The 14,836-nt window shown below is 39.0% G+C and carries 17 protein-coding genes; 6 read left to right on the forward strand and 11 right to left on the reverse strand.

Annotated elements, in window-relative coordinates:
* Positions 1–63: 63 nt before the first annotated feature.
* From QMA08_RS11630 to zapB, 8 genes are all read right to left on the reverse strand, one after another.
* Positions 64–435, reverse strand: coding sequence for a hypothetical protein (locus QMA08_RS11630; RefSeq protein ID WP_039489041.1), 372 nt, complete (start codon positions 433–435; stop codon positions 64–66).
* Between the two features lie 49 nt (positions 436–484).
* Positions 485–1,324, reverse strand: a complete 840-nt coding sequence (locus tag QMA08_RS11635; protein ID WP_290174557.1) for an amidohydrolase family protein — start codon at positions 1,322–1,324, stop codon at positions 485–487.
* Positions 1,321–2,049 carry an SDR family oxidoreductase gene (locus QMA08_RS11640; protein WP_290174558.1) on the reverse strand — a complete coding sequence of 243 codons (729 nt, stop codon included), beginning with the start codon at positions 2,047–2,049 and terminating at the stop codon, positions 1,321–1,323. Before QMA08_RS11640 ends, QMA08_RS11635 begins: the two co-directional genes overlap by 4 nt.
* A gap of 21 nt (positions 2,050–2,070) precedes the next feature.
* Entirely contained in the window at positions 2,071–2,559 is a 489-nt protein-coding gene (locus QMA08_RS11645) for a peptidylprolyl isomerase (protein WP_002957860.1), read from the reverse strand.
* Between the two features lie 66 nt (positions 2,560–2,625).
* Entirely contained in the window at positions 2,626–4,095 is a 1,470-nt protein-coding gene (locus tag QMA08_RS11650) for a LysM peptidoglycan-binding domain-containing protein (RefSeq protein WP_272451110.1), read from the reverse strand.
* A gap of 55 nt (positions 4,096–4,150) precedes the next feature.
* Positions 4,151–5,173, reverse strand: coding sequence for an MBL fold metallo-hydrolase (locus QMA08_RS11655; RefSeq protein WP_290174559.1), 1,023 nt, complete (start codon positions 5,171–5,173; stop codon positions 4,151–4,153).
* A gap of 63 nt (positions 5,174–5,236) precedes the next feature.
* Positions 5,237–5,542, reverse strand: a complete 306-nt coding sequence (locus QMA08_RS11660; RefSeq protein WP_002957856.1) for a cell division protein ZapA — start codon at positions 5,540–5,542, stop codon at positions 5,237–5,239.
* Positions 5,542–5,772 (reverse strand): cell division protein ZapB, encoded by a 231-nt coding sequence (zapB, locus tag QMA08_RS11665; RefSeq protein WP_002957855.1) that lies wholly within the window; start codon positions 5,770–5,772, stop codon positions 5,542–5,544. Before zapB ends, QMA08_RS11660 begins: the two co-directional genes overlap by 1 nt.
* Positions 5,773–6,010: 238 nt before the next feature.
* On the opposite strand from zapB, the gene rlmJ reads away from it, so the two are divergent.
* Positions 6,011–6,850 carry a 23S rRNA (adenine(2030)-N(6))-methyltransferase RlmJ gene (gene rlmJ, locus QMA08_RS11670; protein ID WP_149603285.1) on the forward strand — a complete coding sequence of 280 codons (840 nt, stop codon included), beginning with the start codon at positions 6,011–6,013 and terminating at the stop codon, positions 6,848–6,850.
* 107 nt (positions 6,851–6,957) lie between these two features.
* Here rlmJ and QMA08_RS11675 read toward each other — a convergent pair whose 3' ends face one another.
* From QMA08_RS11675 to QMA08_RS11685, 3 genes are all read right to left on the reverse strand, one after another.
* Complete coding sequence (locus tag QMA08_RS11675) at positions 6,958–7,776, reverse strand: META domain-containing protein (RefSeq protein ID WP_002957853.1); 819 nt, start codon at positions 7,774–7,776, stop codon at positions 6,958–6,960.
* 121 nt (positions 7,777–7,897) lie between these two features.
* Positions 7,898–8,464, reverse strand: a complete 567-nt coding sequence (locus QMA08_RS11680; protein ID WP_290174560.1) for an alkylphosphonate utilization protein — start codon at positions 8,462–8,464, stop codon at positions 7,898–7,900.
* Between the two features lie 78 nt (positions 8,465–8,542).
* Complete coding sequence (locus QMA08_RS11685) at positions 8,543–9,292, reverse strand: transporter substrate-binding domain-containing protein (protein ID WP_290174561.1); 750 nt, start codon at positions 9,290–9,292, stop codon at positions 8,543–8,545.
* Positions 9,293–9,441: 149 nt separating this feature from the next.
* Between QMA08_RS11685 and QMA08_RS11690 the strand changes: the two genes are divergently transcribed.
* The 5 genes from QMA08_RS11690 to QMA08_RS11710 all read left to right on the forward strand — a co-directional run bounded on the left by QMA08_RS11690 (position 9,442) and on the right by QMA08_RS11710 (position 14,831).
* Entirely contained in the window at positions 9,442–10,707 is a 1,266-nt protein-coding gene (locus tag QMA08_RS11690; protein WP_290174562.1) for an HDOD domain-containing protein, read from the forward strand.
* Positions 10,708–10,709: 2 nt separating this feature from the next.
* Positions 10,710–11,324: a paraquat-inducible protein A gene (locus tag QMA08_RS11695; protein WP_290174563.1), complete on the forward strand. Its 615-nt coding sequence runs from the start codon at positions 10,710–10,712 to the stop codon at positions 11,322–11,324.
* 94 nt (positions 11,325–11,418) lie between these two features.
* A complete protein-coding gene (locus QMA08_RS11700) occupies positions 11,419–11,781 on the forward strand; it encodes a hypothetical protein (RefSeq protein ID WP_307734244.1) in 363 nt (120 codons plus the stop codon).
* Between the two features lie 112 nt (positions 11,782–11,893).
* Positions 11,894–13,270 (forward strand): TolC family protein, encoded by a 1,377-nt coding sequence (locus QMA08_RS11705; RefSeq protein WP_290174564.1) that lies wholly within the window; start codon positions 11,894–11,896, stop codon positions 13,268–13,270.
* Positions 13,260–14,831: an efflux RND transporter periplasmic adaptor subunit gene (locus tag QMA08_RS11710; protein ID WP_290174565.1), complete on the forward strand. Its 1,572-nt coding sequence runs from the start codon at positions 13,260–13,262 to the stop codon at positions 14,829–14,831. The genes QMA08_RS11705 and QMA08_RS11710 overlap by 11 nt, the downstream gene beginning before the upstream one ends.
* Positions 14,832–14,836: the final 5 nt, after the last annotated feature.

Below are 14,836 nucleotides of genomic sequence, written 5' to 3' on the forward strand. Positions count from 1 at the left end.
TAAAAAGCCGGTAAGTGATTGGTAACTTACCGGCTTTTACTTGTTTGGTAAAGTTTTAGCTTGTTATAACTCGTTAATTCTACATTCTACGTCTTTAAGCTCGATAGTGGCTTTACTATCAAGGTGGCGTATATAGCATTGCTTGCCTTTAATCATCAATTCAAACTGATCGGGTGTATTGCGACTTTGCGTGTCGATAATATTATTACCATCCACATTGCTAAGGGTTACTGTGCTGCTGGTAGTAAATACATTATCAGCTAATTGAGTTTCTTGTATATGTACAAGTGTTTTAATTGCTTTGCTAACGGCTGTTTTATTTGGCTTTGACAGTAGAGCATGTTGCAGCTTAGGTGTCGGATCTGGATTTTGAGATATGCAGCCATTGAGAAAAAACGCAGAAAATACAACGATTAGTAAAAAGTACATTTTCATAAATTGGCCGTATTATTATAAAAAGAGAGTTTAATATAACTAGTTTTACTTAAACTTGGTAGTAGTGCTTAGCGTTTGCATAGCTAAGGTTATGCCATGTCTTATCGTTTGAGCATAACGCCTTATGGCAGTGCCATAGAGTGTTGTAGCTTGTATTTATTTGGCACACAGGAAAGTTGCTTGCAAACATAATACGCTGCTGGCCAAAGTGATTAAAAAGAATATTAAAACACGCTGCTTGTTGCTCACTGGTAAGTTGTAGTAATTCAAAACCAGAGAATTTAATTGCTATGTTGTCGTGCTGAGCAAGTAACTCAGCACCTTGTTGCCAGTCATTTAAATTACTTGGCAGTCCTGCATGATTAATTATAATTTGAAGCTGCGGTAGCTGCTTAGCGTAGTAAGCTATTTGATTGGTTATTTCGCTATTTTCAATATCAAATTGAGCTTCAAAATGCAGTTTATTTGTAGCCAATAAATTAAGGTTATTAATACAATGAGGGCTTTTTAGTCTCACTGCATCACCTTCTTCGGTTATATCTCTTATACCACAAAGGCTTGAATGAGCCAGTGCATTTAGCGCGTGATTAAATTGCTCTGCGGGCGCATCAATTTGGTTGTAACTAATAGCCTTAAATGAAAGGTTTTTTAAATGCGAGCTTAGCCAGTTTAACTCGTTTATAGGTGATTGATTATCAAACCCAGCCTCAATGTGCACAATACCCGCAAGTTCAAAATCAGTACTTTTAACAAGTTGCTCTGCACTTATTGGTTGTTTGATTTTTTCTAGGTTAGGCCATGCTGGTGGGTTTTCGCCTTGTAGCCAAGTATATTGCCCCTCGGCAAGATTAAAAAAATGCACATGAGGGTCAATAATTTGCATGCTCATTGGGCAGTGTAACCACCGTCAATACTTTGTAGGCTGCCAGTAATAAAGCTGGCATCGTCACTTGCTAAAAAGCTCACAAGGGCAGCAACCTCATCGGCTTGACCTAATCGGTTAAGCGGTTGAAGACTTGCTTCCTCGGCAACTATTTCAGCTTTGTTTGCGCCACTTTTTGCGCAGTACGCATCTATCGCGTTATGAAATAGCGGGGTTTCTATTGTGCCAGGGCATACCGCATTTACTCTAATATTAAAGCTCGCGTAATCAAGCGCCGTTGTTTTGGCCATTGAGGCAAGGGCATGTTTTGTTAGGTTATACGCAAAAGAGTTTTGCTTACCTATAATTGCTTGATCGGATGCGACTAATATAATAGCGCCGCTATTTTGCGCTTTCATGCTTGGCAATACGCTTTGTACTGCGGCATAGGCGCCTTTAACATTAAGCGCAAAAAGTGCATCGAGAGTTTGCTCGTCGGTGCTTTCTATATTTGCGCTTAAGTGTTTTCCAGCATTAGAAACAAGTACATCAATACGTTTACTTTGTTCACAGATAGCGTTGATGCAGCTTTGTACCGCCGGTACATCACTTACATCACACTGATGAAATATACCAGTTTCGCTTGGCTCTACATCAAGGTTATGTACTTTATAGCCATTACTTAGCAAACGCTTTACAACGGCTAGACCAATTCCTTTTGTACCACCTGTAACTACTGCAACTTTAGACATACTTACTTCCTTTATTGCTAACTAGTGAGAGTGACCGCAGCCGCCTTCAGCGTGCACATGTCCGTGAGAAACTTCTTCACTCGTCGCTTCACGTACAGATACAACTTCAACGTCAAACGTTAGTGTTTTGCCCGCAAATGGGTGGTTTAAATCACAATCTGCGTTAAAACGACCAACCTTAACAATAGTAACCTGATGACGACCTTGGTTAGAGCTAACCATTGCTGTCATACCTGGTTTCCATACTTTAACGTCGCCTTGTAGATGCTTAAGCGGAATACGTTGAATTAAATCATCAACACGCTCGCCGTACGATTCACTTGGCTCTAGAGTTACACTAAATTTTTCGCCAGCTTCTTTGCCTTCAAGTGCTTTTTCTAAACCAGGAAGCATGCCTTCGCTGCCATGAATGTAAGTAAGTGGCGCTTCGTTTGTGCTACTTTCAATTTGCTCGCCCGCTTCGCTAAGGGTGTAATGAAATTCAACTGCTGAATTTTTGCTAATTTGCATGCTTGTCTCTTCAAATAATAACTATGTTAGGGCGCAATTTTACGCGAAATATACTTGTTTATAAACTTAACGTGGCTGATTTAGTGTTTTTTGTAAATCTAGCAGTAAATCTTTTTTTATTGGGGCTGCTTTTTGCTTTTCAGCCTGTGGTATAAACAGTACTAATTGAGTGCCAGGCTTTAAAATACTTGATGCAGAGAGTTTGTTCCATTTTGCCAAGTCGCTATGAGGTACATCATAAAGCTGACTTATACTCCAAAGGCTATCGCCTGACTTAACTTCGTAATCTATTTCAATGGTGGGGATCGCAATCTCTTGGTGTTCTAAATAAGGGCTGATTTTGTAATCAACAGTTAATGTGCTTGGCAGGGTTTTAGGTTGTCCAACTAATAATTTTTCTCCAACACCTATTAAATTATTATTTTTATTATTAAGTTGTTTTAAAGCTTTTACAGACATACTAAAACGCCTGGCGATACTGTAAAGCGTATCGTTTTGTTTAACGATGTACTCTCCAGCAAAATTTGATTTGAAGAACTGACTTTTTAATAATGCTTCTTGTCCTATAGGCAGCAGTAAAGTGTGCGGCCCGTTAGGTGAGCTTTGATTTTTTAAATATCCCTGATTAATAGCATGTAACTGCTTTGAACCTATACCAGAGAGCTTGGCAATGACTGAAAAGTCGAACTGCTGACCTATGTTCATCTGTGTTGTAAATGGCTTATATGCAAGCTTTGGGCGTTTTATACCCTTTTGTGGGTGTTTAACTAAATAGCTTAAAGCGAGTAACTTAGGTACATAGTCAGCGGTTTCTTTTGGCAGACTGAGCGACCAGTAATCGGTGCTTTTACCGCGTTTTTTGTTTTTTTCGATTGCACGTTTAACACGGCCTTCACCACTATTATAAGCGGCCAAAGCATGTAGCCAATTACCATCAAAGCGTTTATGTAAGTAACTTAAGTAATCAAGTGCAGCATCGGTTGAAGCAAGGACGTCTTGGCGCCCGTCATACCATTGGTCTGACTTAACACCAAAGTGATGCGCCGTTGCGCCAACTAACTGCCAAACACCAACAGCTTGCTGTGATGAGGCTATTGTTGGTCTAAAATCGCTTTCTACAAATGGTAGTAATGCGAGCTCCATAGGTAATTGCTTTTGCTCAATTTTTTTTACGATGTGATACAGGTAAGGCGCTGCGCGTTTGCTCACTGTTTGTAAGTAGTTAGGTTGCTTTGCATACCAGCTGATACGCTTTTTTAAAGCGCGATTTTGATAAATCGTAAAGTGTAGATTATTGGCTATATGCACCCACAGATCGGTGGTTTTTGGTGGGCGCTTTTTTACGATTGTTTTTTTGAATTGAAGTGGCGTAACTGCCTCTTTAACTTGAGGCGTTTGAGCTACTTCATCGTCAATATCATAAGTATAGTCAGGCTCAAAATGAGTAAATATTTGTGGAGCTTCTTGTGGTTCTTGCTCCGTTGATTGACAACCAAATAACAAAATACCCAAACAACATAAAACCAAACTGCGCATAGTGATCACTTTTGTAAATTCCTTTTATTATTTTAACACAATCCGTTGTGTTGAGTTATTCTGCGCTTTTTACACGATTTAGGCCTGCTTGTAAAAAAAAGTTACTCGATTTTATATTAAGCGCTTCTTGTTTATAAGGCTCAATAACTGATTCAGGAAACGATAGCATTAACTGCTCAATACTTTGATCTTTATTGTTTTTAACATGCTCCGTTATGGCTGTTAAAAATGATAGCGGCTGTTTCAGCTGCTCTTTTGTTAATGTGCCGCCGTGGCCAGGTATAATAATAGTGAGCTTTTCGTCGTTAATATATTGCTTAAGCAACGTTTGCCAACTTTTAAGTTCGCCGTGACCAGGGTAAGGAAGCCAGTCAACGATATCGCCACCAATCAGCACACTGCCATTATTAGTAGTAATAGTTAAATCACCGTTAGTATGGGCTTGCTGCGGCTCAAGCGTTACCTCAAAATCACCAAGGTCGATAACTTTACGACTATCAATTACTATTTCGGGTTTGCTAAGCTGATACTCCTGCCAGCGAAAAAGTCGCTTTTTTGCAAGCTTTAACTTATCACGCCATTTAGCTTGCTCTTCTTTAGGGACATTCGCTAATCGTTGGTAGCTCAGCTCAATGCTCTTTTCATAGGTGTCTAGTTTGTCGGTATATGCTGTTTGATAAAGACTAAAATTTTTGTTTACTTGCTGATGAACAATGAGCTTGGCATCAGGATAAAAATTTTGCATAACCGCCATACCTAGCAAGTGATCGTCATGGTAATGCGTGGCAACCAAATAGCATAAAGGTGTTTTAAGGCGTTTTTTTAAATCTTCAGCAAGTTGTTCAACTGCAGCAAAATTGGCACTCGTATCAACCAGTAGGGCACATTTTTCGCCTTCAATTAATACTTGGTTAGAGTCGTAAAAGCGAAGCTTGTCTTGTTGCTTTAAAAACTGAACATGAGGGTTTATTGTATTCCAAGTAACGGCAGCGTAGGTGCTAGGTGCTATTGATAATAAAGTGCATGCCAATAGTAAGTGCTTACATGAAGAGGTTATGTTTGAAAGTTTTAACTTCATTTATTATCTCTACGCTGAGGTTTAATTACTTTAATAATAAACAAAAAGCGCAGTATGCGCTTTTTATTTTTGGTGTTTGGGGTCATTTGCCAAATGCTGACTGAGTTTATCAATCAATTGGTCTTGATGCTGTTGTTCAACTGTAGCCTGTGTTTTTGCTTCTAGCAATTCGTGGCTTAAGTTTAATGCTGCCATTAGTAGGGCTTTTTGATCGTTTCTAACGGTTGAGCGTTGTTTCATTTGCTCAACTAAGTCATTTAGATTTTTAGCTGCTGCTATTAATGCATCTTCCTGCCCTTCAGGGCAAGCAAATTGCTGCTCTTTACCTAGCAACTCAACAGTGACCCGCTGGTTTTGCAGCTCAGACATTAGCTAGCCTGTTGTGCGCTTTGTAATTTATCAAGAAGACCAGATAAAGTAGTGCTGGCATCTTTTTGCTTTTCTTCATTTTCTAAAGCTTCAAGCTGTAGTAATTCGTTTTCATCGCTTAGTTTAGTGTTCTGTTCTTTTAAAGTAGCAACATCTGTTTGTAATTGATTATTACGTTCGATTAAAGAATCGATCAGTTGTTCGAGTTGTTGAAGAGTAGTGTTGTTCATAAAGGCGCTCATATAACTGTAATTAATGTCATGCAAATGTAAAGCAAAGTGTGTTGATTTGCCAGCATTTACGGTGGTTTTAGCTGATTTTTCTTCTGCGTTAAGGGATAATTCAGCATATGAGCTTTTTCATTCAGAAATGGTTCACTTTAACACTCTCTTATCTTGGTGTAAGTTGCCAAAGCCTAGTGCTTATGGTTCACTTACGATATTAAATTGCGTATGGCGAAAATAAATAATGCTTAGTTACAGACACTCATTTCATGCGGGTAATCCTGCCGATGTACTTAAACATTTAGTACTGGCACAAGTACTAAATTATCAAACAATTAAAGATAAACCGCTTGATTATATAGACACGCATTCAGGTGCTGGCTTTTTTGAACTGGCAGCTGCTGATGCGCAAAAGACGCAAGAGTATCAAGATGGTATTGAAAAACTTTGGCAACATAAAAGTGAACATGCTGAGCTTAATGAGTACATTGAATTAATTAAGTCATTTAACGACACTGACGAACTTGAATTTTATCCAGGTTCACCAAAAATTGCAGAGCATTACTTGCGCCGCCAAGATAAGGGCTGGTTTTTTGAACTGCACCCGCGCGATTTATTATTACTTGAAGAAAATATGCAAGGTAAGCGATCTATTCGTGTGCGCGGAGAAGATGGCTTTACCGGCTTAGTAGGATTATTACCACCAGCATCTCGCAGAGCGTGTGTGTTAATTGACCCTCCGTACGAAATTAAAGATGACTACGAAACGGTTGTAAAAACCTTAGTTAAAGCTCACCAGCGTTTTGCTACAGGTACTTATATGATTTGGTATCCGGTAGTAGACAGAGAACGCATTGATAATATGGAGCAGAGCTTAATTGATTCAGGAATGCGCAACATTCAGTTATTTGAATTAGGCACTGAAGCGGATACTGACGTACACGGCATGACAGCATCGGGCATGATTGTAATTAACCCTCCATGGAAGCTAAAGCAAACAATGGATGCAATAATGCCTGAACTTGTTGATTTGTTAAGTGAGCCAAGTGGTTTTTACAGAAGTGAACAACTCGTTGATGAGTAGCTTTAAATAGCGCTTATAATGAATGATAAAATGCCCAGCTTTGCTGGGCATTTTATTTAAAATCAATACGAATGTGTTAGGTAACACATATATTAGGGAGCTAAATATTAATTAAAATAAACTGCGTTAAAAGTAGCAAGCGTATTACCGCTGTTGTTTTTAAGTTTCAGTGACTCGCCTGTAATTTCCCACTTTGAAGTATTGTTAAGTACGTTAGACATAGCTGCCTCTTGGTCCATATTCTCCGAACACATCTTTTTTGTACTCGCTAATTGACTAAGTGTAATTGTGTGCTGCTCGGTACTATAGCTTCCGCTAAAATTATTACAGCCTAAAAAGCCATTAACACGGTAGTCTTTATCGAACTGAATAAACGGTTCTTTAGTAGTAACATTTACTGTTTGAGCATTGATTGTTATTGCTTTCCAGTACGTGTTTGTAAGCGTTACGTCTGGCTTTTCAACGGATACTTTTGAAAGCTCAATTTTATAAGGGCCAGTTAGCTGTGACTCTCTAAATGGGTCGTTATTTGTTGTACTTGTGTAAAGTACTTTGTCTTTATTTATGATTCTGGCGCTTAGGCTATAGCGGTGTTTATCGTTAACTTTACTGGCATCATAAGTTAGCTCTACAGTAAATGGTGGAGCTTGGGTTATATCAATCACTTCTTGGGTTATTATATCTGCTTTTACATCCATTTTAGATACATCCGAAAGCGTAACGATTAACTGTGAACCGGGGCGAAGCATACTGCGATCTTTGTAGCTAACTTGGGTAGTTAGAGTCGATATTGATTTTGCTTGCTCTGTATTTTCAGTCGGCTTAGGTTGTTGATCACAACCGGTTATAGCAAAAGCGCTCAGTGCTAATAAACTAAGTCCTGTAAGTGCTTTTTTACGTGAATGTACTGCTTGATGCTTTTCCATGTTTGTTATCCTTACTCAATATTATCCCCCTAGTGTATTACCTAGTGACTTAATCATTCCTTAACTTATTTTAAACATAAAAAAAGGCGCATTAGCGCCTTTAATAATTAAAAACAAACGATTATTTTTTAACAAACTTAGTTAAAATAACAATGCGTTGGCCGTCAACTCGCCCTTCAATATGTTCAGGGTTGCTGGTTAGGCCAATATTACGAACAGCTGTTCCACGTTTAGCTGTAAGGCTACTACCTTTAACGTCTAAGTCTTTAATTAGGGTAACAGTATCGCCTGCTTGAAGTACTACACCGTTGCTATCTACATGCTTTAAATCGTCATCTTCAGCAAGTGCTTTTTTAGCCCACGTTAGCGTGTCTTCTTCAAGGTAAATCATGTCTAGCGCATCTTGTGCCCAGCCATTATCAGGCGCTAAACGCGAAAGCATTCTGTAAGCTACAACTTGTGCTGCTGGAGTTTGGCTCCACATGCTATCGTTTAAACAGTGCCAATGCGTAGGCGTTATTTCGCTGTTATTCTCGATTTGATCTTTACATGTTTGACACGTGTAAATACATTTATCTGAGTGGGTTTCAGTTACCGGTGGTACTTCATAAACAGATAAGTTCTCGGTGGCTGCACACAATTCACATTGATTATTACTACGTTCGATTAAGGCTTTTTCAATACTCATGGGGCTCTTTCTGATTCTGGTCGAGTTAACATTTGCTGCTATTATACTCCAAAACACGAGCTCTGCGCCATTAGTCCCTTAATTTTGTGTGGGTATATTACTCATATACTTATCTTCAATAGTTTTTATATATCCTTGAGCGTGAAGGTTTTTAATTGCTAGGTTTATTTGGGGCAATAATTCTTTATGTTTGCTCAATAAGCGAATTCTTAAAAAACCATGGGAATGCTGTGCGCCAAAGGCAATGTTTATCCCTAACTGCTTTGCCCAATAGAGCGCAGTTAACTTACCTATTAGTGCCGCTTCTACACGGTTTCTTGATAGAGCTGTCATAAGTTCTTTTTCGGATGGAAAGTCAACACGCTCAAAGGTGTTGTCATTAAAGTAATAGTAACCTAGTACCGTTCCTATATTTTTACCCTTCAAGCTATCAACGCTTTGCCAGTGCTGGGCATTTTTAGGCAAGGTAACAATCATTTCTGTGGCATAAATGAGCGGCTCTGAAAAAACATAACGAGGGTCATTTCTCTCACTCTTTGAGAGCCATTCTAATGAAATAACATCAAAATCGATTATTTCATCTTGTAAATATTTGGTAATACGCTTTGTAGGTAGGCCGATATGAGAAGCTGCAATATTGGCATCATCGAGTACTTTTTCAATAATTTCGGGTAATATGCCAGGCTTTTCTGGATCATTTGTATAATATGGATAATGACTCCCTGACGCGCTAACATTATATTTGAGGGGAGTAGGGTTAATGCTGGCATAGCTAAAAAATACAAATAGCAGAGGGCTCAGTACTAATAACCGAATAAAGTTAGTCAAATCTCTACCTTTTATATTAATATTTTATATTAGTGTTGTGTAATTTTAACATTTTTGCAATGACGACTATATTTATCTTATGCGTGTTGCATTAAAGTACACATATTATTGGCTGTTTTGCCATCTTTTATTTATAGGTTTAGAGCCAAGTGAAATTACAGAACATACCTGATGAAGTACAAAAAATAACTCAGTTTGTTGCGCGGCAACCTATTTTTGATATAGACCAGAATGTTTTCTCGTACGAATTGCTTTATAGAGACTCAGCCAATAATGCGTTTCCTGTAGGCACTTCTGATGTCCATGCGACAAGCCGCCTATTTTTTAATGCTTTAATGTTGGTTGGTTTAGATAGACTTACCGCACATCATTTAGCTTTTATAAACTTGTCATCAGAAACTATTCTCGATAACTTCCCCAAACTTTTATTGCCAGAAAATAGTGTTATTGAAATAGTGGAGCGCACGGGTAATATTCCTGTGGTGGCTGAGCGTGTGCAAGAACTTAAAAAAGAAGGCTATGTTTTTGCACTTGATGATTACGATGGCGATCCAAAATGGGAGCCACTGTTAGCACATGTTGATTACATAAAAATTGAGATAGATGATCCGGTTATTAAAACCAATATGCGCATTAAAAAAATAAAACGCGCAAATCCACATGCAAAAATAATTGTTGAACGAATAGAGACGCATGAACAATTTAATGTATTAAAATTGGCTGGCTGCGATTTATTTCAAGGGTTCTTTTTTTCTCGCCCAGAAATGATTACGTATAAAGGTGTAGAGCCTTCAAAGCTAACCGTTTTTGATCTATTGCGTTTTACAGCAAAAGAAACACTTTGCTTTAAAGAAGTTCATCAACGAGTGGCCAGAGATGTCGCCATAACAGCGAGGGTTTTAAAGCTGGCTAACGCGCGTTCAGGCAAAGCAAATTTAGTCATTACTTCTATTTCACAAGCGGTTATTTATTTAGGTGAGGACACAATAAGACAATTTGTTCGCGTATTAGCAATTAGTGAGTTGGGGGTCGAAAAACCAACCGAATTAACTAAGCTTGCTTTAACGCGGGCTCAATTTATGTCGCTAATATTGGAGCAAAATAATAAAGAGTTGACCGAGCAAGGGTATCTGGTGGGTTTGTTCTCGGTGCTTGATGCTATTTTAGATGCTGAATTAAAAGATATAGTTAAAGAGTTTACTTTAGATGCTGCAATATCTGATGCGTTACTATTAGAGAGCGGCATCTTAGGGAACTGTTTATCGCTTATAAAAGAGTTTGAATTAGATAATATAGATGAAGCTATGGTCCATTTGGCCAACATAAACTCAGAGCTGCACATTGGCGATATATTTAATTTTTTATTGGATGCTGTTTTATACAGTGATGACATTATTGAGGCAATAGCAGAATAAATATGCGTAATTGGTTGTCGGTTATAAGTGTAGTGGTTGCTCTTTGTTTATTGTTTCCTGGTATTACAAAACCAGTATTAACAATAGAGGGCAACATAGATAAATCAAAATTAGCGCAAGCGGGCATTGAAATGCTTGCTGAAGAGGGCGATGGTCGGACTCGTAGCATGCTAATGATGTTCTCGAATATGTTAGGGCTTGATAAGTTAGAGGGCGAGATTAGCGCCTATAACAAAACACAAAGTATTTTAGGCACAGTTAAAGAGCTTGCTAGTAATAATAATTTATTTGTAGCTGCTTTAGTGGGGTTGTTTTCTATTGTTATTCCAAGCTTGAAGCTGCTATTACAATTGCTTTATTGTTGCCTACCTTTGAATGGGTTTAAGCAAAAGCTCGGTCTGGTTATTTGTGCATTAAGTAAGTGGAGCATGGTTGATGTATTTGTTATTGCATTAATAGTGACTTATCTAGCAGGTAACGCTCATAGTAAAAGTGGTGAGCTACTTGTCATGAATGCCCAATTTGGTGAGGGCTTTTGGTATTTTAGCGCATATTGTATATTTGCAATTATAGCGAGTAACTTAATTAAAACACCTGATAAACCGCAGTCTACATAATTAAAGTATTTGTGGTTGCCGTTAGGTTATCTTACAATCATTTTAAAATTTATTAAAAGGCATAATGTTGCAACGTTTTTACTCTAGTTTACTCATGATAACTTTACTGCTCACTTTTGTGGGTCAGGCAGTTGCGTCTGTAGCTATGGTATGCGAAATGCCACATATGCCAACGAAAACAGCAATGCATGCCCAAATGCCAATGACACAAAGTAGTGATACAACAGCTGTCGCTAGCATGTCTGAAAATATGATGCAGATGGATTGTTGCGACGACGAAAGTACGCCACAAAATGATTGCAAATGCCCTATCAGTGGCTGCGCTGCTAATTCAATGCTTAATGTTGATACTTTATTTAGCGTTACTTTACTTGAATCTGAAAAAGTAAATATAAGTGTATTTACTACACAAATTAATATACCTCGTTCACTCTACCGCCCTCCTATGTCTGCTTAATAGCAGGATAGGTGTATGTAAAAATTGCGGTAACCCCGTTTATTGGTAATTCCTAAACACCTTTTTTGCTTCCTAATTTAAGATTTTCTTTTATTTTTAGATGGAGCAGGTGATGAACCACGCTGTAAGTATTAAAGCCGTATTATGTAGTGTTGTGTTTTTTAGCACAGCTGTTGATGCGCAAAACAATTCAAATAACCTAAATATCGATACGCTAAAGCAAGCCCGCAATGAGCAAGCGCTTAGCTTAACGCAAGCGCTTAATTATGCATTAACGCATGAGCCATGGCTAAAAGCGAGTGGCTACCAAGAAGATGCCGCAATAGCACAAAGTATTGCCGCAGGCACCTTACCCGATCCTGTTTTAACGGTTGGCTTACTTAACTTACCTACTAACGGTTATGCGTTTGATCAAGAAGGGATGACGCAACTTAAAGTCGATTTAAGCCAAAAGTTTAGCCGAGGGAATAGTTTAGCACTTAAACAAAAGGCATTAGCTCAGTCTGCTCAACAATATCCTTGGCAGCGCGCCGATCGCTTAGCACAAGTAAAAGCAATTGTGATTGAGTCGTGGTTAAACGCGTATCGTGCTCAGCGAAGTATTGCTTTAATTGAGCAAGATAAAGGGCTATTTACTCAGCTTATTGAAATTACCGAAGCAAGCTACGCAAGTACCTTAGGTAAAACACGCCAGCAAGATATTATTCGTGCGCAATTAGAGCTCACTCGCCTTGAAGATAAGCTGGTTATGCTTGAGCAGCAATTTGAAAGTGCTAAAAACCGTTTAGCACAGTGGTTACCTATGAATATGCTTATGCAGCCTTTAAACACCGAGTTTACTAAAACCACAGGGCTTGTTGATTTTGAAAACCTTGAATTTAATAAACTAATACAGTTGCTTATGGCGCATCCCGCAATTATTGCGATAGATAAAACCGTCACCGCAAAGCAAACCGAAGTTGCACTCGCCAAGCAAAGTTACAAACCTCAAATGGGCGTTAATGTGGGTTATGGTTACCGAGATGATACGCCTATGGGGGTGTCGCGAGCTGATTTACTTTCAGTAGGATTTAGCATTGATTTGCCATTGTTTACTGATAACAGACAAGATCAACAGGTTAAATCGGCTATTGCTAGTGCAGAAGCTACTAAAACACAAAAGCTGGTGGCGCTTCAAAAACTCAAAGGCATGTACTTTAAGGAGTTTAGCCAACTCGCTCGTTTGCAAAAACGCGATGCGCTTTATCAAAATACGTTATTACCGCAAATGTCAGAGCAATCTCAAGCAACACTAAATGCTTATACGCGCGACGATGGGGATTTTTCTGACGTGATGCGCGCGCGTATTAGTGAGCTTAACGCCAAAATAGACGCGCTTAATATTCAAGTAGATCAGCATATTATTACCGCTCGCCTTAATTATTATGCAAGTAGCTTAGACCCCCAAGTAATGAGCGATAAAACTGGAGAATTACATAATGAATACTAATTTAAAGTTACTTGTTGCCGCCTTAGTCGGTGCGGGCGCATTTGCGTTAATTGGCGCCTTAGTGATGCAGTTTTTACCTAGCAGCTCGGCGATGCATGAACAGCAAAGTGCTGAAAAACAGCCCTTATATTGGGTAGCCCCTATGGATAGTAATTACAGGCGTGACGCGCCAGGGCTGTCGCCAATGGGAATGGATTTAGTCCCTGTATATGAAAACGATAGCAACGCTCAGGATGGACCAGGTGCAGTAACTATTTCGCCTGCAGTCATTAATAACTTGGGTGTAAGAACTGCCAAAGTAGAGCTTAAAACACTTCACAGCGATATAAATACTGTGGGGTATGTGCAATATAACCAAGACCAACTTATTCACATTCATCCGCGTGTAGAGGGCTGGATTGAAAGCTTGTACGTTAAAGCGCAAGGAGCACAAGTTAAAGCCGGTGAGCCTTTATATACTTTGTATTCACCACAATTGGTGAATGCACAGGAAGAGTTTTTATTGGCGGTTAATCGTAATAATACCGTGTTAATTCGCGCTGCAAAGGCGCGTTTAGAGTCGTTAAATGTATCTGATGGATTTATCGAGCGCTTACAAAAAAATAAAAAGATAATGCAAAACATTACTTTTTACGCAAAGCAAAGTGGTGTGGTAGATGAGCTAACAGTACGAGAAGGCTTTTACGTTAAACCAGGCACATCAATGATGAGTATTGCTCAGCTTGATGAAATCTGGGTAGAGGCAGAAGTGTTCGAGCGCCAATCAGAACAAGTGAGCGTTGGTTTACCTGTAACAATGACGCTTGATTACTTAAAAGGTCAAAAGTGGGAAGGTAAGGTTGATTACATTTACCCCGCGCTTGATGCTAAAAACCGGACTCTGCGTGTAAGACTCAGGTTTGAAAATGCAGATCATCGGTTAAAACCAAATATGTTTGCACAAGTGAGCATTCACGCTAAAGCGAGTAAAGCGCAATTTACAGTCCCTAAAGAAGCGGTAATTCGCACGCAGCATCAAAACCGTGTGGTTATTGCATTAGGTGAGGGTCGTTTTAAATCGGTAGAAGTCGAAGTTGGGCAAATTAATAGTAATGAAGCAGTCATTTTGTCAGGTGTGACGACAGGTGACACGGTAGTGACCTCAGCGCAATTTTTAATAGATTCTGAGTCAAGTAAGAGCTCCGACTTTAAACGAATGGAAATGCCTAGTTCTAGCATTAGCTCAGGTATGAGCTCGGATTCTGGTTCAGGCTCTAATATGAACATGGATATGCAGCCACAAAGCGCCACGGTTAACGGCACTATTAATGCCATAGATACACAAAATCGCATTATTAATATTAGCCGAGAAGCCATTGAAAAATGGAATCGAGAACCCGCCACAATGGACTTTGTATTAGCGCCAGATATTGATATTAGTCAGTTTGAAAATGCCCAGTATATTAATTTTACTTTTAGCATTATTAACGATGAATTTGTAATTACTAAAGCGCAAAACGTAGAGCCGATTGATCATTCTACTATGCAACCTATGCAACCTATGCAACACAGTTCTCACTAGGAGCC

This window comes from Pseudoalteromonas sp. APC 3355 (genome assembly GCF_030407615.1).
Lineage (GTDB): Bacteria > Pseudomonadota > Gammaproteobacteria > Enterobacterales > Alteromonadaceae > Pseudoalteromonas > Pseudoalteromonas distincta.

Excerpts from the sequence above, each read along its gene's own strand:
- QMA08_RS11705 (WP_290174564.1), top strand. The coding sequence starts at position 11,894 with ATGAACCACGCTGTAAGTATTAAAGCCGTATTATGTAGTGTTGTGTTT.
- QMA08_RS11675 (WP_002957853.1), bottom strand. The coding sequence starts at position 7,776 with ATGGAAAAGCATCAAGCAGTACATTCACGTAAAAAAGCACTTACAGGA.
- QMA08_RS11660 (WP_002957856.1), bottom strand. The coding sequence starts at position 5,542 with ATGTCTGAGCTGCAAAACCAGCGGGTCACTGTTGAGTTGCTAGGTAAA.
- QMA08_RS11630 (WP_039489041.1), bottom strand. The coding sequence starts at position 435 with ATGAAAATGTACTTTTTACTAATCGTTGTATTTTCTGCGTTTTTTCTC.
- QMA08_RS11645 (WP_002957860.1), bottom strand. The coding sequence starts at position 2,559 with ATGCAAATTAGCAAAAATTCAGCAGTTGAATTTCATTACACCCTTAGC.
- QMA08_RS11710 (WP_290174565.1), top strand. The coding sequence starts at position 13,260 with ATGAATACTAATTTAAAGTTACTTGTTGCCGCCTTAGTCGGTGCGGGC.
- QMA08_RS11640 (WP_290174558.1), bottom strand. The coding sequence starts at position 2,049 with ATGTCTAAAGTTGCAGTAGTTACAGGTGGTACAAAAGGAATTGGTCTA.
- zapB (WP_002957855.1), bottom strand. The coding sequence starts at position 5,772 with ATGAACAACACTACTCTTCAACAACTCGAACAACTGATCGATTCTTTA.
- QMA08_RS11655 (WP_290174559.1), bottom strand. The coding sequence starts at position 5,173 with ATGAAGTTAAAACTTTCAAACATAACCTCTTCATGTAAGCACTTACTA.
- QMA08_RS11695 (WP_290174563.1), top strand. The coding sequence starts at position 10,710 with ATGCGTAATTGGTTGTCGGTTATAAGTGTAGTGGTTGCTCTTTGTTTA.
- QMA08_RS11700 (WP_307734244.1), top strand. The coding sequence starts at position 11,419 with ATGATAACTTTACTGCTCACTTTTGTGGGTCAGGCAGTTGCGTCTGTA.
- QMA08_RS11635 (WP_290174557.1), bottom strand. The coding sequence starts at position 1,324 with ATGAGCATGCAAATTATTGACCCTCATGTGCATTTTTTTAATCTTGCC.
- QMA08_RS11680 (WP_290174560.1), bottom strand. The coding sequence starts at position 8,464 with ATGAGTATTGAAAAAGCCTTAATCGAACGTAGTAATAATCAATGTGAA.
- QMA08_RS11650 (WP_272451110.1), bottom strand. The coding sequence starts at position 4,095 with ATGCGCAGTTTGGTTTTATGTTGTTTGGGTATTTTGTTATTTGGTTGT.
- rlmJ (WP_149603285.1), top strand. The coding sequence starts at position 6,011 with ATGCTTAGTTACAGACACTCATTTCATGCGGGTAATCCTGCCGATGTA.